Origin of the sequence: Streptomyces sp. NPDC001381, from assembly GCF_042895685.1 — a bacterium.
Lineage (GTDB): Bacteria > Actinomycetota > Actinomycetes > Streptomycetales > Streptomycetaceae > Streptomyces.
The window spans coordinates 69,037-87,431 of sequence record NZ_JBIAWO010000007.1 but is presented as its reverse complement, the minus strand read 5'-3'; the positions used below and the strand labels follow the sequence as shown (position 1 = coordinate 87,431).

Sequence of the window (18,395 nt, the reverse complement as noted above, 5' to 3'; positions counted from 1 at the left end):
GGATCACGACCATGACCCCCTTTCGTACCGCGAGCGTCGCCCCCCAGCCGACGGCCACCCCGGCGCCCGGTCCGGCCGCGCTGCTGCCCAGCCCGGAGGCCCTGCGCGCCCGGATACCGCTGTCGGCCCTCGCGAAGAAGACCACCGCTCTGACCCGCCGCGACATCGCCCGTGCGCTGAACGGCCAGGACGACCGCCTGGTCGTCGTCACCGGCCCGTGTTCGGTGCACGACCCGGACGCCGCCCTCGGCTACGCGGAGCGCCTGTCCGCGCTGGCCGCCGAGACCCGGGACCAGCTGATCGTCGTCATGCGGGTGTACGTGGAGAAGCCGCGCACCCGGGTCGGCTGGAAGGGGCTGCTCAGCGACCCCCGCCTGGACGGCTCGGACGACCTGCCCAGCGGGCTCGGGCTGGCGCGCGGCCTGATGGCCCAGATCGCCGGCACCGGGCTGCCGGTGGCCTGCGAGTTCCTCGACCCGCTCGTCCCGCACTACCTGGCCGACGCCGTCGCCTGGGGCGCGATCGGTGCCCGCACCGTGCAGAGCCAGGTGCACCGTCAGCTCTCCAGCGGGCTCACCATGCCGATCGGGTTCAAGAACACCACCGACGGCGGGGTCCGGGACGCGGTGGACGCCGTCGTCTCCGCCTCGCGCCCGCACGTCTACCCGGGCATCGCCGGGGACGGCCGGGCCGCCGTCGTCGCGACCAAGGGCAACCCCGACGGCCACGTGGTGCTGCGCGGCGGGGCCGACGGGCCCAACTACGGTCCCGACGAGGTCGCCGCCGCCCTCGCGGAGCTGGCCGCGGCGGGGCTGCCGCAGCAGCTGATCGTCGACGCGAGCCACGGCAACAGCAACAAGGACCACGAGCGGCAGCCGCTCGTCGTCACCGACGTCGCCACCCGGATCGCCGCCGGTGAACGCGGCATCGCCGGCGTCATGATCGAGAGCTTCCTCGCGGCCGGCCGCCAGGACCTCGAACTCGGCCGCACCGACCGCCTCGTCTACGGCCAGAGCGTCACCGACGCCTGCGTGGACTGGCCGACCACAGCCGCCATGATCGACGAGCTGGCCACAGCGGTATCCACCCGCCGCTCACTCACCCCGACGACCCCCTAGGGGGTGTTTCGAAAGTCCCGCACAGCACCCGCGGCGCCCGGCACGCACCCTCGCCGCACCGGCCAAAGACCCAAGTAGCTCCGCTACGAGGGCCTTCGTCCAGCACGCCGAGGGCACGCACCGGACACCGCGGGCACCGCACAGGACTTTCGAAACACCCCCTAGCCCACCCCGACTCCCCGGCCCCCGGCCCCCGGCCCAAAGCCAACCCGGCCGCCGGCCCCCGGCCCACTAGGCCACCCCGGCTCAACGCCCCGCACGGCCACCCCGGGCTCCCGCCCCGCGAGACCCGCCTGGCTCCCGCCCCGCGCGGCGACCCCGCTTCCCGTCCCGCGAGACCCGCGTGGCTCCCGCCCCATGGGGGCAGGCGCGGACCCCGTCAGGGCAGGCCCGGCTCCGACCGGCGAGGCGCGGCGGGCTCCGGCTCCGCGAGGTACGCCCGACCACCGCCCTGCGAACTACGTCCCGACTGCCGCCCTACGAAGGTCACCGGGCCTCCGCCCCGCGAGGCAAGCCTGGCTCCGCCCCGCGAGGTACGCCCGACCACCGCCCCGTGAGGCAAACCCGACCACCACGCGGCGAGGCAGGGGTGCCCCCCCCGGCGAGGCAAGCCCGACCGCCGCCCCCTGAAGTGCGCCCCGTTCCGTGTCCCGTGGGTGTCGCCGGGGTCTTCGCATGGGGGCGGGGCGCTGATCGGCGAGGGATTGTTCGCCCCGTTTTCTTCCGTAGGTCAGAACCCGAGAGGAATCAATGCCGTGGCTGTCACCACGAGTTCGTCCCTGCCCCTGGCGCGTGTCCTGGACGGCGCCCGTACCGGTGAGCTGCACCGGCGTGTCATCGCGGCCCCCGCGGCCGTCGCCGAGCGGGCCGAGGTGTACGGCACGGCCGCGCTGGCCGCGCTCGTGCACCGGTACACCGGAGAGACCGATCTGCTGATAGGCCGCCGGCGGCAGCCGGGCCCGGCCGAGCCGCTCGCGTTGCGCGTGGACGGCCGGACCACCCTCGGCGAGCTGCTGCGGGCCGTGCCCGAGGCCCCCGTCGCGGCGGAGACGGGCACCGGCCGGCCGGCCCACGCCGCCGTCGACACCACCGGCCCCGCGTCCTCGGCGCTCGCCGCGCTCACCCTCTCGGTCACCGGTGACGGTTTCGAACTCGCCCTGGACGGGGACGAGTTCGACGCCACGGCCGCCGACCAGTACGCACGTCACCTGGAGCGGGTGCTCGCCGCGCTGGCGACGGCTCCCGAGGGCACCGTCCGGGACATCGCCCTGCTCACCGAGGAGGAGCTGCACCGCATCCTGGTGGAGTGGAACGACACCGAGGGCCCGGTCGGCCCGGCCTTCTTCCACGAGCTGGTCGCCGAGCACGCCCGCCGCACCCCCGACGCCCTTGCCGTGATCCTGCCCGGCACCCGGCTGACGTACCGCGAACTCGACGGGCGGGCCAACCAGTTGGCGCACCGCCTGGCCGCCCGCGGGGTGCGCCCCGGGAACCGGGTCGGGGTCTGCTTCCCGCGCGGCGCCGAGAGCCTGATCGCCCAGCTGGCCTGCTTCAAGCTGGCCTGCGCGGCGATCCTGCTGGACAGCGACTTCCCCGCCGACCGCGTCCGCTACATGATCGAGGACGCCTCCGCCGCCGTCGTGCTGACCCTCGCCGCCCACGTGGACAAGGTCGGCGGACTCGCCCCGGTCCTCGCCCTGGACACGGACGACTGGCGCACCGAGCCGGACACCGAGGTCAGCGAGCCGGTCGACGCCGACGACCTGATCCACATCTGCTACACCTCCGGCTCCACCGGCGCCCCCAAGGCCGTCATGGTCCGCTTCGGCGCCGCCCGCAACCTGATCCACAGCATGGCCGAGCTGACCGGCACCACCGGCGCCTCCCAGGGCACCTGGCTGGCCGCCCCCGGCTACGGCATGATCGAGGTCGAGTGCTTCCCGGTGCTCGCCCGCGGCGGCACCGTGCACATCCCCGACGTCTCGGTGGTCTCCTCCGAGCACCGTCTGCAGGAGTGGTTCCTGCGCGAGGGCATCACCACCACCCTGCTGATGAAGCCGATGGCCGAGCGGCTGTGGCGCCTGGAGTGGCCCGAGGACACCCCGCTGGAGAACATCCGGGTCTGCGGCGAGCGCATCCAGTCCTGGCCCCCGGCCGGCCTGCCGTTCCGGCTGATCAACCTGTACGGCTCCGCCGAGGCCACCGTCGTCGCCAGCTGCGACATCACCGGACTCGGCGAGCGCCTCGGCGCACCGGGCCGCGCCCGCCGGCTCCCGCCCATCGGCCGCCCCACCACCAACGTCACCACGTACGTCCTCGACGAGGAGCTGCGCCCGCTGCCGCCGGGCCTCGTCGGCGAGCTGTGCATCGCCGGCGTCAGCCTCTCGGCCGGCTACCTGGGCCGCCCGGAGGCCACCGCCGAGAAGTGGATCACCAACCCGATCGACCCGGCCCGCCACCCGGTCATGTACCGCACGGGCGACCTGGCCCGGTACTGGCCGGACGGCAGCATCGAGATCGTCGGCCGCACCGACAACCAGGTGAAGGTGCGCGGCAACCGCGTCCACCTCGGCGAGATCGAGGTGGTCCTCACCACCCTGCCCGGCGTCAGCCAGGCCGCGGTCCTCGCCCACCGGGACGGCCAGGGCGACGTCCAGCTGACCGCGTACATCGAGCCCGGCCTGGAACCCGCGCCCTCGGTACGGGACCTGCGCCGCGGCCTGTCCCAGCGGCTGCCGTCCTTCATGGTGCCGGCGGTGTACGTCATCGGCGGCCTGCCCACCAGCGTCAACGGCAAGATCGACCGGGCGGCGCTGCCCGAGCCGCCGCGTTCGCGCCCGGAGCTGGACACCCCGTACCAGGCGCCCGCGGGGGAGCTGGAGGAGGCGCTGCTCGGGCTGTGGACCAAGGTCCTGGAGCTCGACGGGGTGGGCGTCCACGACAACTTCTTCGAGCTGGGCGGCGACTCCCTGCGCGCCGCCAGGCTGACGACCCTGGTGCGCGAGGAGTTCACGGTGGACATCGAGATCGTCGACCTCTTCGACGAGCCGACCGTGGCGCAGATGGCGGCGCTGGTCGCCGCGCGGGTTCCGGCGGCGGCCTGACCCCGTCCCGTGACGCGCGAGTGCCCCGCCGGACCGGCCGGCGGGGCACTCGCGCGTGCGGGGATCACGCGGCGTTCGGCAGCGGCTCCGCCAGCCAGCCGTCGACCGCCGCCATGAAGGCCTCGTGGTGGCCGTACCAGGTGAGGTGGCCGGCGCCCTCGACGGAACGGACCTCCACCCCCTGCCGCCGCAGCGACTCGACCGCCTCCGGGGGCACGAAGCGGCTGGGCTCGGGACGGACCATCAGGGAGGGGACGTGGGCCGGCGGGGCGAACTCCCTCCCGGCGACAGAGGCGAACAGGCTCACCGAGGTGGCCACGTCGAACTGCTCGGCCGCCCGCGCCTCCACCTCCCGGTCGTGCCGCCGCCAGCCCGGTTCCTGCCGGTCGAGGGCGTCGAGCGTACGGCGGGCCTTCGCCTTGGCGTACACCGCGGTGAGCGTCCGCGGATCCGCGTCGAGACGGCTCGGGCCGAAGGGGGTGTCCACGTACACCACCCGGCGCGGGGCGATCCGGTCCAGGGCGGCGGCGAGGACGAAGGCGCCCATCGAGTGACCCATGGCGAGCGCGGGGGCGGCCGGTACCGACGTCGCCAGCGCGGCGGTGAAGTCGTCCAGGCCCGCGTCGGGGAAGGCGGGGGAGTGTCCGTGCCCGGGCAGGTCCACCGCCACCACCCGGTAGCCGCGGGCGGCCAGCGCCGGGCCGATCTCCCACCAGCACTCCGAACTGCTCAGCATTCCGTGGACGAGTACGGCGATCCGGTCGCCCGTGCCCCATTGGCGTAGGTGAAGAGTCATGCCCGGAAGGGTAGTTGCGGGCAATTCCCGGCGGTGGCGGCGGAAATGACGGTTGATTATGAGAACGAGAAGCCGCCGCCCTCGTGGTGAAGGGCGGCGGCTCGCGAATCCTTCCGGGTCTTGCCGGGTGCTTTCCGGGGATTCCCGGTGTTTCCCGGGATCTCCCGGTTTTCGCGGTTCTCTCCGGGGCTCAGCGGCCGGCGGTCGTCTCCAGCTGGTGCAGGATCCTCTTCAGCTGGAGCGCCCGGTTCTGCTCGCCGGCCGCTTTGAGGAGCGGCAGCATCAGCAGGTACCGGCCGGTGCGGTCCAGCCGCCCGAACCGCTCGGCCGCGCCGGGCCGTTCCGCCAGCGCCGCGGTGAGCTCGGCCGGCACCTCGGCGCGGGCCTGTCCCTCGTAGGCCGCGTCCCAGCGGCCGTCGGTCTGGGCGGCCCGGATCTCGGCGAGGCCGGGCTCCCGCATCCGGCCCGCCTCGATCAGCGCCTCGACCTTGCGGATGTTCACCATGGACCAGACGCTGCGCGGCCGGCGGGGGGTGAGCTTCTGCAGGAAGAACGTGTCGTCGTGCGACTGCCGCCGGGCCGGGATCCAGCCGTAGCAGAGGGCCACGTCCAGGGCCTGCGTCGCATTGACGGACGGGATTCCGGACCCCTTTTTGGCGATCTTCAGCCATACTCCCTCGGGGTTTCGGTGATGTTCTGCCAGCCAGTTCTCCAGGGCGTTCTCGTCGGGAAAGTGGATGGTCTCGGCGCCGTCGTTCGAAGGCATGCGGGAGGTCTCCCCGGGTCAGGTGCTGATGAAGTCCGTGGCGCCGTGCAGCCACGACACCGCGTCGTGCAGGTCCTCGGCCGAGTGCCCGGCGAGCAGCGCGTCGCGTTCGGCGGCGCGCGGGCCCGCCGGGTGGTAGAGCTCGCTGCCCATCCAGCGGGCGGTGCGCGTGGTGCGGGCGGTGCGCTCGCGCCGTACGCCGTTGTACTTCTCCAGGCGCTGCGGCACGTCGGCCGGGTCGCAGCGCAGCAGGGTGCCGAGGGCCACCGCGTCCTCCAGGGCCATGCAGGCGCCCTGGGCCGCGTACTGGAGCATCGGGTGCGCCGCGTCGCCGGCCAGCGCGACCCGGCCGTCCACCCAGGTGTCGACGGGGTCGCGGTCGCACAGCACCCAGATCCGCCAGTCGCGGCCCAGCTCCAGCAACTGGCGTGCGCTGTCGGCGAGTCCGCCGAACTCGGCGAGGACCTGGGCGCGGGTGGCGGGGGTGCCGGTGATCTCCCGGCGGGCGCCGTCGTCGCGGGTGGCGGCGAGGTTGAGGTAGTCGCCGCCGCCGATCGGGTAGTGCACGAAGTGCCATCCGGGGCCGGCCCAGAGGGTGACGGCGCGGGCCCGGAGCCGCTCGGGGACCTCGGACATCGGGATGACGGAGCGGTAGATGGTGTGGCCGGAGATGCGCGGCGGGCCGTCGCCGACGAGCTGCTCGCGTACGGCGGAGCGCAGTCCGTCGGCGCCGACGAGCACCTCGGCCGGGAAGCGGTCACCGGCCGCGGTCAGCGCGGTCACCTGCCCGCCCGACTGCTCGTAGCCGGTGACGCGCTGGCCGCCGAGCAGCCGCACTCCGGCGTCCCGGCAGCCGTCGAGGAGCGCCCGGTGCAGGTCCGCGCGGTGCACGACGGCGTACGGGTTGCCGAACCGGGTCCGGTACCCGCCGGTCAGCGGCATCGCCGCGACGCGCCGGCCGGTGGTGCCGTCCATGAAGCGGAGTTCGTCGATGAAGTCGGCGCGGCCGGCCACGGCGTCCCGGACGCCGAGGGCGTCCAGGGCGTGGAAGGCGTTGGGCGCGAGCTGGATGCCGGCGCCGATCTCGCCGAATTCGGGCCGGCTCTCCAGGACGGTCACCCGGTGTCCGCTGCGGGCCTGGCCGAGCGCGACGGCCAGCCCGCCGATGCCGCCGCCCGCGACGAGTGTGTGAGTCATGGCTCGTTCTGGTCCTCTCGCATGCGCCGGCGTGTGCCGGGACGGGGGGACGGCCGGCCCTCGGGGGGTGAGAGGGCCGGCCGCGTCGGGTGGGGTACGGACTACTTGGCGGCCGCCGGCGCCCCCGCGGGAGCGCTCACGCCGTCCGCCGCCGGGGCGGCGGTCTTCGGCGCGGCCTGGGCGACGGCCGTGCCGCGCAGCCCCAGGACCGAGACCGCGACGATGCCGGCCGAGAGGGCGCCGGTGAACCAGAACGCCGACTGGAAGCCGTCGATCGGGATGGCGCGGACGGCGCCGTCCGCCAGGCCGGCCAGGGCCACGCCGACCGCGAGGCACAGGCCGACGCCCAGCTGGCGGCCGGAGTTGTACAGGCCGGAGGCGAGACCCATCTGCGGGCCGCTGACACCGCTGGTGGCGGCGACGGCGGTGGTGATCATCATGACCGTGACGCCCAGGCCGAGCAGGACGCCGCCGGGCAGCACCACCAGCAGGTAGGAGCTGTCGGCGGTGACCTGGGCGAGCAGCGCGGAGCCGGCGGCGAGGAACAGCCCGCCGATGGTCAGCGTGTTGCGGGCGCCCAGCCGCTCGGTGAGGCGGATCACCGGGACGCTGGCGAGGAACACGGTGAACGCCTGCGGGAAGAAGGCGAGGCCGGTCTTGACGGCGGAGTAGCCGAGGACCTGCTGGAGGTAGAGGGTGATGAAGAAGGTCGACACCGACATCACACCGCCGGACAGGAACGCGATGACGTTGCCGGAGGACAGGCTGCGGTTGCGGAAGATCGACAGCGGGACGAGGGGGGCCGGGACCCGGGTCTGGACGATCAGGAACGCGATCAGCAGCACGGTGCCGGCGGTCAGCGAGGCGATGACGGCCGTGGAGTTCCAGCCCTCGTCGGAGGCGACGGTCAGGCCGTAGCTGAACGCGCACATGGCGGAGGTGACGAGGACGGCGCCGGGGATGTCGAGCCGGGTGGCGCGGGTGGTGTGGTGGTCGGCGGCGAGCTTCTTCGCGGCGAGGGCCACCAGGACGATGCCGACCGGCAGGTTGACCAGCATGACGGCACGCCAGCTGATGTACTCGGTGAGCAGCCCGCCGGCCGCCACACCGCCGGAGAAGCCGGCCGAGGAGACCGCGCCGAAGACGCCCATCGCCTTCACCCGCTCCTTGCCCTCCGGGAATCCGGCGGCGATCAGCGCGAGGACGGCCGGGGAGACGGCCGCGGCCGCGAGGCCCTGCAGCGCGCGTGCGGCGACGAGCACGAACGGCTCGGTCGCGAGCCCGCCGACCAGCGAGGCGAGGGTGAAGACGGTGAGTCCGGCGACGAACAGCCGCTTGCGGCCGATGACGTCGCCCGCCCGGCCGCCGAGCAGCAGGAAACCGCCGTAGAAGAGCGCGTAGGCGCCCACGACCCACTGCAGACCGCTGTCGGTGAAGCCGAGGTCACGCTGCATGCCGCCGAGGGCGACGTTCACGATGGCGAAGTCGAGGGCGAGCATGAACTGCGCGGTGCACAGCAGGAGGAGCGGCGGTCGCCCGCCGGTGGTGCCGGCCATGGCATTCCTTTCGAGGGATCAATGGGGGGATGAGGTGGTGCGGTGGTGCGGTGGTCCGGTGATGCGAGATCACGGAGTGGATACCGGTGAACGTGAGTGACCGGTACTGTCTGGGGAATGACAGGAAAATCGCGGGTGCGGCAGCCCGGGGACCGCGAGGTGGCGCCCGGCCGGCTCGCCCTGGTGCAGTCCTTCGTCAACAGCCTCAACGTGGAGTTCGGACCGGACGAGTTCGCCACCGTCGAGGGCTTCACGCGCTGGCTCGGGGAGTACGGCCCGCCAGGCGCCGCGAGCGAGGTCACCGAGGCCGACCGCCGGCGCGCGGTCGAACTCCGCGAGGCGCTCAGGGCGCTGCTGCGGGAGAACAACGGCGGTGAACCCGACCCCGCGGCCCGCGCGGCCGTCGAGCGCCTCGCCGCGCAGCTCCCGCTGGTCCTCGGCTTCGACGCCACCGGCCTGCCCGGTCTCCGGCCCGTCCACGACGGTGCCCGCGGCCTGATGGCACAGGTGCTGGGGATCGTCGTGGAGGCCGCCGGCGAGGGCACCTGGCAGCGGCTGAAGTCCTGCCACGACCACCGCTGCGAGTGGGCGTTCTACGACCGCGCCCGCAACCGCTCCGGCCGCTGGTGCTCCATGGCGGTGTGCGGCACCCGTTCCAAGATGACCGTGTACCGGCAGGGCCTGAAGGCGGCCGCCGCGAGCGGCTGAGCCCGGTCGGCTCACCACGGGCGCGGTCACGGCGCGTACTCCTTGCCCAGGACCAGCCGCGCCACGGTCATCTTCGTGGCCGCCGCGGTGCCGTCGGCGAGCTGGAGACCGATGACGTCCCGCAGCCGCTGCGCCACCGGCCCGTCCTCGCTCCAGCCCAGGTGCCCCATGGTCAGCAGCGCCTGGTGGGTGGCCTCCACGGCCGCCTTCGGCGCCCACCACTTCGCCATGTTCGACGGGATCCGCGGATCCTCGCCCCGGTCCGCCCGGCACAGCGCCTCGTAGGCGACCAGCCGTGCCGCGTGCAGCAGCGTGGTGTGCTCCACCAGCGGGAACGTCACCGACTGGAACCGTCCGAGAGGCTGCCCGAACGCGGTACGGCGGGTGGCGTGGGCGTACGCCTCCTCCAGGGCCGCGTCGCCGACCGCGATCGCCATCAGCGCGATCAGCGCCCGGGAGACGCCGAAGCCGCGCATCACGGCCGTGAAGCCGCCGCCCGGTTCGCCGACCAGCTCGCCCGGCCCGACCCGCAGCCCGTCCAGCACCAGCCGGCCCCGGCCGCCGGCCTTGCAGCCGAGGTCGGTCAGCCGCTCGCGCCGGACCCGGGTGTCGTCCAGGGCGACGTAGAAGGCGCTGATGCCGCGGGCGCCCTCTCCGCCGGTGCGGGCGAAGACCAGGGCGTGGGTGGCGTGCGCGGCGATCATGATCGAGGTCTTCTCGCCGGTCAGCACCCAGCCGTCCCCGTCCGGCCGCGCGGCCATCCGGATCCCGGCCGCGTCCGTGCCGTGGTCCGGCTCCGTCAGCGCCAGCGCGACCACGGCCTCGCCGCGCGCGATCGCCGGCAGCCAGGCCGCCCGCTGCTCGGGCGTGCCGTTGTCGGCGAGGACCCCGCCGATGAGGGCCGCGTTGAGCACCGGGAAGCACACCGACAGATCCGCGGCCGCCAGCCGCTCCAGCGCGATGCCCGCGCTGACCGCGTCCAGGCCGAGGCCGCCGTACTCCCCGGGGATCCGCAGCGCGAACAGGCCGGCGGCGGCCAGGTCCGCGATCAGGTCCGGGCGGTAGGTACCGGAGCGGTCCTGCTCCTGCCGGTGCGGGGCGATCCGGTCGGCGGCGAACTCGGCCACCCGCTTGGCGAGTTCGTCCTGCTGTGCGGTGAACGTGAAGTCCATGGGGCTGTGCTTCCTTCTCTCGGGGCGGGCGTCAGACGGAGGGGCGCCCGGCGGGGGACGGGCCGAGCGGGGCGCGTGGGCCGGACCGGTCGGACAGCAGGTCGCGCAGGACGAATTTCTGGATCTTTCCGGACGGGGTGCGCGGCAGCTCCGGCAGCGGTTCCACCCGCTCCGGCCAGTACGTCTTCGCCATCCCGAGGCCCGCCAGGTGGGCCCGCACGTCCGGGAGTCCGAGGACCGCGCCGTCGGTGACCAGGAAGGCGCAGGCGCGTTCACCGAGCCGCTCGTCCGGGTAGCCGACCACCGCGACGTCCTTGACCGCCGGGTGCCGCAGCAGCGCGCCCTCGACCTCGACGACCGGGATGTTCTCGGCGCCGCGCACGATCATGTCCTTGACCCGCCCGGCGATCCGGATCCCGCCGTGCCCGTCGTCCCGGGCCAGGTCACCGGTGTCGAACCAGCCGTCGGCGGTCACCGAGGCGGCGTAGACCTCCGGCCGGCGGAAGTAGCCCAGGCACTGGGCGGCGCCGCGCACCTGGAGCCGTCCGCTCTCCCCGGGCGCAACCGGGCCGCCCTCCTTGCCGGTGATCCGGACCTCCATGCCCGGCACCGCCGTGCCGTCGCTCTCGGCGGCCCGCAGCGGCGGCTGTCCGGGACGCGTGACGGTGACACAGCCGTTCTCCGTCATGCCCCACAGCGCGTACACCCGGCAGCCGAGCACCACGTCGGCGTCCTCCACCAGCAGCGGGGCGATCGGCGCGCTGCCGGTGGCGAAGCTGCGCAGCGCCGACAGGTCGTGCGGGGCGCGGCGCTGGGCGTCGATCAGATCGGAGAGGAAGGTCGGCGCCCCCATGAAGAACGTCACCCGCTGCTCCTGGAGGATGCCCAGCATCCGTTCCGCGTCCCAGCGGTCCACCTGCACCGCGGTCGCGCCGAGCAGCATCGGCATCACGAAGTTCCACGTGAAACCCGCCTGGTGCGTGGTGGGCGAGCCCATCGCGGTGATCTCGTCCCCGGTCAGCCCGAGCACGTCGGCCTGCGCCCTGTTCATCGCGTACAGGGTGTTGTGGCTGTGCACCACGCCCTTGGGCTCCCCGGTGGTGCCGGAGGTGAACATGATCTGCGCGGGGTCGTCGGGGCCGGCCTCGAGCGCGTCGAGGGAGGCGAGCAGCGCCGGGTCGGGCTCCGGGCCGTAGAGGTCGCGGGTGAAGTCCAGTGCGCCGGCGGTGAGTCCGCCGTCGCCGCCGAGGAGGACCCGGTGGCGCAGGGTGGGCACGGCCGCGGCGACCTCGGCACTCATCTCGTCGTAGGAGAAGCCCCGCACCTCGGCGGCGGCGATGTACACCGGGCTCTCGGTGAGCCGGGTCATGAACTCCACCTCGCGGCGGCGCATGGTCGGCACCACCGGCCCGGCGACCGCGCCGATCCGGGCGGCGGCCAGACAGAGCGCCACCAGCTCCCAGGAGTTGGGCAGTTGCAGGGTCACCACGTCACCGCGCCGCACGCCGAGCCGCAGCAGCCCGACGGCGAGCCGGTCGACCCGGCGGGCCAGCTCGGCGTAGCCCAGCGTCCGGGCGTCAACGCCGGAGTAGCAGACCAGGGCGGGGCGTTCGGGCCGCAGCGCGGCCCAGCGGCGCAGGTCGTGCAGGATCGTCTCGTCCCGCCACCAGCCGGCCGCGCGCCAGGCCTCGGCGCCGTCCACGGCGCCGTACGGCTGTGCTGTCGTCGTCATCGGGAGTCTCCCCGGGTGGTGTCGAGCGCCCGGCGGGCGCGGTCGGCGACGGCGAGCGCGCTGACCCCGCCCTGTTCGAGCAGCAGCCGCTGGCCGCCGGCGACCGGGACGAAGGCGTCCGGCATGGCGATCCGGTGGACCCGGACCGGCCGCACCGCGCTCAGCTCCTCGGCGACGGCGGAACCGAACCCGCCGGCCGCCCAGTGCTCCTCGACCGTGATCACCGTCCGCTGGTCGCCCAGCGCGTCGAGCAGGGCCGGGGTGTCGAGCGGCTTGACGGTGTGCAGATGCAGGACGTTCGCCTCGATGCCGTCCGCCGCGAGCAGCTCGGCCGCCTCCAGCGCGGCCAGGACCGGGTACGGCCCGCAGGCCGCGATCGTGACGTCGGCGCCCCGGCGCAGGATCTGCGCCCTGCCCAGGCGCGGCGGTTCGGCGCCGGCCGGCAGGGCGGGGGTGGCGCCGCGGCCGAGCCGGAGGTAGACCGGTCCGCCGCAGGCGAGGGCCTGGCGCAGCAGTTCCGCCGTCTGGGCGGGGTCGCCGGGCACCACGACGGTCATGTGCGGCAGCACCCGCAGCGTCGCCAGGTCCTCCAGGGCGTGGTGAGTGGGCCCGAGGTGACCGGCCGACACCCCGGAGTGGGTGGCCGCGATCAGCACCGGCAGGTTGTTCAGCGCGATGTCGAGCTTGACGGCCTCCAGCGCGCGGGAGGAGGCGAACGCGGCCATCGTGTTCACCAGCGGGATCCGGCCCTCGCGGGCGAGCCCGGAGGCGGCGCCCATCAGGGTGTGCTCGGCGATCCCGAGGTTGAGGTAGCGGTCGGCGGCGAGACCGAAGTCGACGCCGTTGAACAGCCCGGTGTCGCTGTCGAGCACGACCAGCCGGTCCTCGCGGGGCAGGAGCCGGGCGACGGTGTCGCGGTAGACCTCGCGGGCGGAACGGGTGTCGGCCTGCGGGGCGGCGGGGGCGGGTGCGGCCAGGGTGGTCATCGGCGGGCCTCCGCCTCGGCGCGCAGGGCCTTCAGCAGCTGGAGCTCCTGCCGGCGGCCCAGCCGGGCGTAGTGGCTGCGGGCCTGGCCCTCGATCTGCGGGACGCCCTTGCCCTTGACGGTGTGCGCGATCAGCACGGTCGGCCGGTGCGGGTCGGGGGCCAGGGCCAGCGCGGCGGTGAGCGCCTCGGTGTCGTGGCCGTCGGCCTCCAGGACCCGCCAGCCGAAGGCGCGCCAGCGGTCGGCCAGCGGCTCCAGGGCGGCGACCTTCTCGGTCGAGCCGCTGATCTGCAGACCGTTGCGGTCCACGATCGCGGTGAGCCGGCCCAGCCGGTGCGCGGAGGCCACCGACGCGGCCTCCCACACCGAGCCCTCCTGCAGCTCGCCGTCGCCCATGACGACGAAACAGCGCCGGTCGGACTCCTCCAGCCGGTGCGCCAGGGCGTACCCGACGCCGACGGCCAGCCCGTGTCCGAGGGAGCCGGAGGGCATCTCCACGCCGGGGATCCCGGGATGCGGGTGGGCGGTGAAGTGGCTGCCCGGGCGGGCGTACCCGGCGAGCTCCCCGGCCGGGAAGTAGCCGGCCTCGCACAGGGTCGCGAACAGGCCGATGCCGCCGTGTCCCTTGCTGAGCAGCAGCACGTCCCGCTCGGGCAGTCCCGGGAAGCGCGGGTCGTGCCGCAGCACCCGGAAGTAGAGCACGGCGAGGATCTCCACCAGGGACATCGACCCGCCCAGATGCCCGCCCTCGGGAGAGGCGCACATGGACACGACGTGCTCCCTGATCCGGGTGACGACCTCGGGCAGGTCCGCTTCCCGGCGGGGGTCGTCGGCGGTCGTTGCGGCCGGCGGCGGGGTGCCGCGCAGCAGGGGCGGGCTGCTCATGCCTGGTCCTTTCGGCGGGTGCGGTGGAGACGGTGTCGGGTGGCGTACGGCGGTGAAGGAGGCCGGAGGCCCGCTCAGTTGGGGTGCAGGCCGGTGAACTCCAGGCCGCGTTCCTCCGGTTCGCCGAAGCGGATGTTCATGCACTGCACGGCGTTGCCCGCGCCGCCCTTGACGAGGTTGTCCAGGGCCGCGATCACGGTGACGGTGGAGGCGCCGCGGTCCAGGGCGAAGCCCACGTCGCAGAAGTTGGAGCCGGCCAGGATCTTGGCGTCGGGGAAGCGGTGCATCCCGCGCCGGGCGGCGACGATCCGGACGAAGGGCTCGTCGGCGTACCGGGCCCGGTAGGTGGCGCGCAGGGCACGCTCGTCCACCCCGTCGGCCAGCCCCGCCCGGCACAGCAGCTGCACCCCGCGCACCGCCTCGACGCCGGTCGCCGTCATCCGCACGGTGTGCCCGGTCGCCTGGGCGATCTCGGCCTCGTGCCGGTGCCTGGTGGGGGCGAACACCCGCAGCGCGCCGCTGCGTTCGGCGTGCAGGTTCTCCGAGCCGGCCTTGGCGCCGGAGCCGCTGGACCCGGTACGGGCGTCCACCGTGATGTCGCCCTCGATCAGCTTGTCGCGGGCGAGCGGCTCCAGGGCGAGGATGCCGGCGTTGGCCATGCAGCCGGGCACGGAGATCCGGTCGGCGGTGCGCAGCCGTTCCCGGTGGAACTCGGGGATCCCCGGGGTGAAGCCGTCGATCAGGGCGGGCGCCTCGTGCGGGGTGCCGTAGTAGTCCTCGTAGACGGTCGTGTCGTGCAGCCGGAAGTCGCCGGACAGGTCGACGACGACGTGTGCGGCGGCGAGGTACTCCGGCATCCGCTGCATGGTCTCCCGGTGCGGGGTGGCCAGGAACAGCACGTCGGGGTGGCCGAGCTGGTCGTACGAGGAGAACGTCAGCCGGGTGCGGCCGCGCAGGTTGGGGTGGACGCTGTCCACCGGGCGCCCGCGCAGGGTGCGGGAGACGGCGTTGACGACCTCCACCTGGGGGTGGTTGACGAGCAGGCGGAGCAGTTCCCCGCCGATGTAGCCGGCCGCGCCGACGACGGCTGCCCGGATCATGCCTGTGCCTCCTTGATCAGCAGGGCGGCCATGGCGTCCGCTGCGTCGATGTCCGTGCCGTGGCACTGCTGCAGCCCCCGGAACTCCACCCGGTCGTTGACCTCCAGCACGGTCAGCCGGCCGTCGGGGTCCTGGAGCAGGTCCACCCCGGCGATGTGGGCGCCGACGGCGCCGGCGGCGGCCACGGCGAGCCCGGTGAGCTCGGGGTCGAGGGAGCAGCGCTCGCTGACCGCGCCGCGGGCGACGTTCGTCCGCCACTGGTCGCTGCGGCGGTACGTGGCCCCGACGGCACGGCCGTCCACCACCAGGACGCGGATGTCCCGGTCGGCCTTGGCCACCTCGCGCTGCACGTAGACGATGTGGGACTGCGGGGAGGGCAGCGCGGCCAGGTGCTCCAGGACGGCCGCGGCCATCGCCGGGTCGGTCACCCTCGTCACCAGGCGGCCCCACGAGCCGACCAGCGGCTTGATCACGGCCGGGTAGCCGAACCGCTCCAGGGCCTCCAGGGCCGCCTCGGGGGTCAGCGCCAGGGTGGTCTCGGGGGTCGGCAGGCCGGCGGCGACCAGGGCCGTCGTCGTCTGCCACTTGTCACCGCAGACCGCCGCGGCGGCGGCCGTGTTGAGCACCTTCGTGCCCGTCGACTCCAGGGCGCTCGCCGCGTACAGCGCCCGGTAGTGGCCGACCTCGCGGTTGAGGACGGTCCGCGGGCCGGTCCAGGGCGTGCCCGCCCGGACCGACAGCGCACGGGGGTCGATCTGCTCGCTCGCGACGCCACGCCTCTCCAGCGCTGCCAGGATGCATTTCTCCTCGAAGCGGACCCGCGAGGCGAGTACGCCGAGCCGCGGTGTCGCGGAACTCATCGCCTTGTTCTCCTTCCTGTGTGTCGGAGCTGCCGGTGGTGTCCGGTGGAGGCGGCCCGGGACTACTCGCCCCAGTCCTCCTCGACCTCCGGCGCGAGGACCAGACGGGGCGGCTCGACCGACTCGACCTCGAGTTCGACGGCACACTCCGGGCACTCGAGGATCTCGCCCACCCGCGGGTCGTTCTCCCACGGAACCTCGGCGTCGCATTCGAGGCATTCGGTGACGGTCAGGGTCTGGGACATGGGAATTCCCCTCACTGGATGGAATGGACGGAAGAGGACGGAACAAGACCGACTGTATCCCTGGGAATTCGCTCCGTTCGGCCGCTTTTCATGAGGGGCTCGAATGGGAGTGAACGCGGCTGCTTATCCTCCAGCGGATAGCCCTGCAACGCCTGCCGGAACGCCTTCTCGGCGATACGGGCGAAGTCCTCCGGCACGGCCCCGGGAGCCGTCGCGAGGGTCACCGGCAGCGCGGCCGGCGGCTCGGGCAGGCCCGGGAGCACGGCCCTGGCCAGTCCCCACAGCTCGTCGCCGTTGGCGACCAGGCAGGTCATGCCCAGACCCGCCTTGGCGGCCGAGCGCAGCCCGATCAGCTCGGGGCCCTCGTACGCGATCCGCCAGGGCACGCCCGCCTCGTCGAGGACCTGGCCGACGTGTGCGCGCAGGGTGCACGGTGTGGGGAACAGGGCCAGCGGAAGGGTGTCGCGCTCGCCGATGGCGGGGCGGCCGAACCAGGCCAGGCGCATCCGGCCCAGCTCCACGCGGTCCGTGCCCGGCTCCGGCGGGCCGGCCTGGAGCAGCAGCGCCGCGTCCAGCTGGCCGGTGCCGAGCTGCTGGGCCAGCGCCTCGCTCGCCCCGGTCCGTACCCGCAGCTGCACATGCGGCAGTCCGCGGTTGACCCGGCGCAGGAACTCGGGGAGGACCTCGGCGAGCTGGCTGGTCACGCCCACGGAGAGCAGCACCTGGCCGGCCTCCGGCACGAACCGGGCGACGGCCTCGTCGTTGAGTGCCACCATGCGCCGGGCGTACTCGAGCAGTTCCTCGCCCTGCGGGCTGAGCCGCATCTCGCGCCCCGTGGAGGCGAAGACCGGCCGCTTGATCAGGCCGCTCAGCTGGCGGATCTGCTGGCTGACGGCGGGCTGGGTGATGTGCAGGGCCTCCGCGGCCCGCCGGAATCCCCCGTGCTCGACCACCGCGACCAACGCCCTCAAGCGATTTATCTGCAAGTCGTGACGCATTCTCCCACCCCGTCTTCGGTCGAATTCCTGGCGCTGGCAGCAGCGTAGGACGGGCCTCTTCCGGGCTACCACGGCGCAGCTCACGGGATGGGTATGAGATCTTCATGATCGGCATGTGCAGATCTCCCGAAGGGGTGGGAGACCGGGAATCACCGTGCCTTATTCAGGCCATAAAAAACAGGTGTTGAATTTCTCCCCGCAATGCTTTCGGGAAGCCTACTGTCAATCCGTAACCAAGGCCCTTCGAGAGCTACTCAGGGAGAAGACATGCTGGCAGCCACCGCCTCTTCAGCAGTGACGCAGGGCGTACGGATACAGCTCGCCGATCCCGGTCTGGCCGAGCGCAGCCCGGGCGAGGAGTTCGCCTGGTCGGTGCGCGGGGCCGCGGCCGGCGAGGACCGTGTCGTACCGTTCCGCGCACATCTCCCGGCGGTGTTCCCGCTGTTCGCGACCCGCCCGCGGTACGCCGTCCGGCACCTGCTGAAGACCGCGTCGGTCGCCGACGCCCCGGTGCCGTACGTGCACGAGCCGGCCACGCGTCTCGCCGCCTCCGGCACCTCCTACCGGACCACCCCCGAGGGCTCCTTCACCTCCCGCGTGGAGCACGCCGAGCTGACCGACCTGACGGTGCGGGTGCCGCTGCCCGACGGGCTCCTCGACGAGCCGTCGCTGCTGGCCTCGTTCGTCGACTACCGGGTCCTGGTCCGGCTGTCGGTGGTGGAGAACCAGACCCTGCTGCACGGCAGCGACGACAAGGCCATCACCGGCCTGCTCGACCTGCCGGGCATCCGCCGGGGCGCCCTGGGCGACGACGTGTACGCGGCGATCACCGCGGCGGCCGCGGAGGTGGAGGAGACCGGCGGTTCCTGCGACGGCATCGTCGTCCACCCCTTCACCTACTGGGAGCTGGTGCACGCCGGCGTCCTCGGGCAGCTCGGCGCGGCCGGCATCACCGTCTCCCGCACCCGCATGATCCCGCGCGACCAGATCCTGCTCGGCGACTTCCGCGCCGCGGTCACGCTCCTCGTCCCCGACGTCGCCTCGCTCGCCCTGCTGCGCGGCCAGGGCCCGGACGGCTCCGACGTCGTCGAGGCCACCACCCGCGTCGGCCTCGCCGTCCACCTCCCCCAGCACTTCCTCCTGCTGAGCCGCGGCTGATCCCGCCCGGTCCGC

Annotated in this window: 16 protein-coding genes; 4 read left to right on the top strand and 12 right to left on the bottom strand. The window is 73.8% G+C overall.

The window, feature by feature from the left end:
• The first annotated feature begins 11 nt into the window (after positions 1-11).
• Together ACFY2L_RS28180 and ACFY2L_RS28175 are read left to right on the top strand one after the other, a co-directional pair.
• Positions 12-1,118: a 3-deoxy-7-phosphoheptulonate synthase gene (locus ACFY2L_RS28180; RefSeq protein WP_390823793.1), complete on the top strand. Its 1,107-nt coding sequence runs from the start codon at positions 12-14 to the stop codon at positions 1,116-1,118.
• Between the two features lie 755 nt (positions 1,119-1,873).
• Positions 1,874-4,222 carry an amino acid adenylation domain-containing protein gene (locus ACFY2L_RS28175; protein ID WP_390659187.1) on the top strand — a complete coding sequence of 783 codons (2,349 nt, stop codon included), beginning with the start codon at positions 1,874-1,876 and terminating at the stop codon, positions 4,220-4,222.
• A gap of 64 nt (positions 4,223-4,286) precedes the next feature.
• Here the strand turns inward: ACFY2L_RS28175 and ACFY2L_RS28170 are convergent, their stop codons facing one another.
• The 4 genes from ACFY2L_RS28170 to ACFY2L_RS28155 form a co-directional block, all read right to left on the bottom strand.
• Positions 4,287-5,018 carry an alpha/beta fold hydrolase gene (locus ACFY2L_RS28170; RefSeq protein ID WP_390659186.1) on the bottom strand — a complete coding sequence of 244 codons (732 nt, stop codon included), beginning with the start codon at positions 5,016-5,018 and terminating at the stop codon, positions 4,287-4,289.
• 190 nt (positions 5,019-5,208) lie between these two features.
• Positions 5,209-5,784 (bottom strand): YdeI family protein, encoded by a 576-nt coding sequence (locus tag ACFY2L_RS28165; protein ID WP_390823792.1) that lies wholly within the window; start codon positions 5,782-5,784, stop codon positions 5,209-5,211.
• A gap of 18 nt (positions 5,785-5,802) precedes the next feature.
• On the bottom strand, positions 5,803-6,981 hold the full coding sequence (locus ACFY2L_RS28160) for an FAD-dependent monooxygenase (protein ID WP_390823791.1): 1,179 nt from the start codon (positions 6,979-6,981) through the stop codon (positions 5,803-5,805).
• A gap of 101 nt (positions 6,982-7,082) precedes the next feature.
• A complete protein-coding gene (locus ACFY2L_RS28155; protein ID WP_390659183.1) occupies positions 7,083-8,537 on the bottom strand; it encodes an MFS transporter in 1,455 nt (484 codons plus the stop codon).
• Between the two features lie 117 nt (positions 8,538-8,654).
• Between ACFY2L_RS28155 and ACFY2L_RS28150 the strand changes: the two genes are divergently transcribed.
• Positions 8,655-9,245, top strand: a complete 591-nt coding sequence (locus ACFY2L_RS28150; RefSeq protein ID WP_390823790.1) for a CGNR zinc finger domain-containing protein — start codon at positions 8,655-8,657, stop codon at positions 9,243-9,245.
• A gap of 26 nt (positions 9,246-9,271) precedes the next feature.
• Here ACFY2L_RS28150 and ACFY2L_RS28145 read toward each other — a convergent pair whose 3' ends face one another.
• The 8 genes from ACFY2L_RS28145 to ACFY2L_RS28110 form a co-directional block, all read right to left on the bottom strand.
• Complete coding sequence (locus ACFY2L_RS28145; protein ID WP_390823789.1) at positions 9,272-10,417, bottom strand: acyl-CoA dehydrogenase family protein; 1,146 nt, start codon at positions 10,415-10,417, stop codon at positions 9,272-9,274.
• A 31-nt stretch (positions 10,418-10,448) separates the two neighbouring features.
• A complete protein-coding gene (locus tag ACFY2L_RS28140; RefSeq protein ID WP_390659180.1) occupies positions 10,449-12,149 on the bottom strand; it encodes an AMP-binding protein in 1,701 nt (566 codons plus the stop codon).
• On the bottom strand, positions 12,146-13,135 hold the full coding sequence (locus tag ACFY2L_RS28135; protein WP_390659179.1) for a transketolase family protein: 990 nt from the start codon (positions 13,133-13,135) through the stop codon (positions 12,146-12,148). The genes ACFY2L_RS28140 and ACFY2L_RS28135 overlap by 4 nt, the downstream gene beginning before the upstream one ends.
• Positions 13,132-14,019 (bottom strand): transketolase, encoded by an 888-nt coding sequence (locus tag ACFY2L_RS28130; RefSeq protein ID WP_390659178.1) that lies wholly within the window; start codon positions 14,017-14,019, stop codon positions 13,132-13,134. Before ACFY2L_RS28130 ends, ACFY2L_RS28135 begins: the two co-directional genes overlap by 4 nt.
• 74 nt (positions 14,020-14,093) lie before the next feature.
• Positions 14,094-15,119 carry an N-acetyl-gamma-glutamyl-phosphate reductase gene (gene argC, locus ACFY2L_RS28125; RefSeq protein WP_390659177.1) on the bottom strand — a complete coding sequence of 342 codons (1,026 nt, stop codon included), beginning with the start codon at positions 15,117-15,119 and terminating at the stop codon, positions 14,094-14,096.
• A complete protein-coding gene (locus ACFY2L_RS28120) occupies positions 15,116-15,979 on the bottom strand; it encodes a RimK family alpha-L-glutamate ligase (protein WP_390659176.1) in 864 nt (287 codons plus the stop codon). The genes argC and ACFY2L_RS28120 overlap by 4 nt, the downstream gene beginning before the upstream one ends.
• A gap of 62 nt (positions 15,980-16,041) precedes the next feature.
• Complete coding sequence (locus ACFY2L_RS28115; RefSeq protein ID WP_390659175.1) at positions 16,042-16,224, bottom strand: lysine biosynthesis protein LysW; 183 nt, start codon at positions 16,222-16,224, stop codon at positions 16,042-16,044.
• Positions 16,225-16,235: 11 nt separating this feature from the next.
• A complete protein-coding gene (locus tag ACFY2L_RS28110; RefSeq protein WP_390823788.1) occupies positions 16,236-17,195 on the bottom strand; it encodes a LysR family transcriptional regulator in 960 nt (319 codons plus the stop codon).
• A gap of 294 nt (positions 17,196-17,489) precedes the next feature.
• Between ACFY2L_RS28110 and ACFY2L_RS28105 the strand changes: the two genes are divergently transcribed.
• Positions 17,490-18,380, top strand: coding sequence for a family 3 encapsulin nanocompartment shell protein (locus ACFY2L_RS28105; RefSeq protein WP_390659173.1), 891 nt, complete (start codon positions 17,490-17,492; stop codon positions 18,378-18,380).
• The last annotated feature ends 15 nt before the right edge of the window (positions 18,381-18,395 follow it).

What these genes read in the sequence shown, in the direction of transcription:
- ACFY2L_RS28130 (WP_390659178.1), bottom strand. Translation starts at nt 14,019, where the DNA reads ATGAGCAGCCCGCCCCTGCTGCGCGGCACCCCGCCGCCGGCCGCAACG.
- argC (WP_390659177.1), bottom strand. Translation starts at nt 15,119, where the DNA reads ATGATCCGGGCAGCCGTCGTCGGCGCGGCCGGCTACATCGGCGGGGAA.
- ACFY2L_RS28140 (WP_390659180.1), bottom strand. Translation starts at nt 12,149, where the DNA reads ATGACGACGACAGCACAGCCGTACGGCGCCGTGGACGGCGCCGAGGCC.
- ACFY2L_RS28150 (WP_390823790.1), top strand. Translation starts at nt 8,655, where the DNA reads ATGACAGGAAAATCGCGGGTGCGGCAGCCCGGGGACCGCGAGGTGGCG.
- ACFY2L_RS28135 (WP_390659179.1), bottom strand. Translation starts at nt 13,135, where the DNA reads ATGACCACCCTGGCCGCACCCGCCCCCGCCGCCCCGCAGGCCGACACC.
- ACFY2L_RS28120 (WP_390659176.1), bottom strand. Translation starts at nt 15,979, where the DNA reads ATGAGTTCCGCGACACCGCGGCTCGGCGTACTCGCCTCGCGGGTCCGC.
- ACFY2L_RS28180 (WP_390823793.1), top strand. Translation starts at nt 12, where the DNA reads ATGACCCCCTTTCGTACCGCGAGCGTCGCCCCCCAGCCGACGGCCACC.
- ACFY2L_RS28165 (WP_390823792.1), bottom strand. Translation starts at nt 5,784, where the DNA reads ATGCCTTCGAACGACGGCGCCGAGACCATCCACTTTCCCGACGAGAAC.
- ACFY2L_RS28115 (WP_390659175.1), bottom strand. Translation starts at nt 16,224, where the DNA reads ATGTCCCAGACCCTGACCGTCACCGAATGCCTCGAATGCGACGCCGAG.
- ACFY2L_RS28160 (WP_390823791.1), bottom strand. Translation starts at nt 6,981, where the DNA reads ATGACTCACACACTCGTCGCGGGCGGCGGCATCGGCGGGCTGGCCGTC.
- ACFY2L_RS28105 (WP_390659173.1), top strand. Translation starts at nt 17,490, where the DNA reads ATGCTGGCAGCCACCGCCTCTTCAGCAGTGACGCAGGGCGTACGGATA.
- ACFY2L_RS28170 (WP_390659186.1), bottom strand. Translation starts at nt 5,018, where the DNA reads ATGACTCTTCACCTACGCCAATGGGGCACGGGCGACCGGATCGCCGTA.
- ACFY2L_RS28145 (WP_390823789.1), bottom strand. Translation starts at nt 10,417, where the DNA reads ATGGACTTCACGTTCACCGCACAGCAGGACGAACTCGCCAAGCGGGTG.
- ACFY2L_RS28155 (WP_390659183.1), bottom strand. Translation starts at nt 8,537, where the DNA reads ATGGCCGGCACCACCGGCGGGCGACCGCCGCTCCTCCTGCTGTGCACC.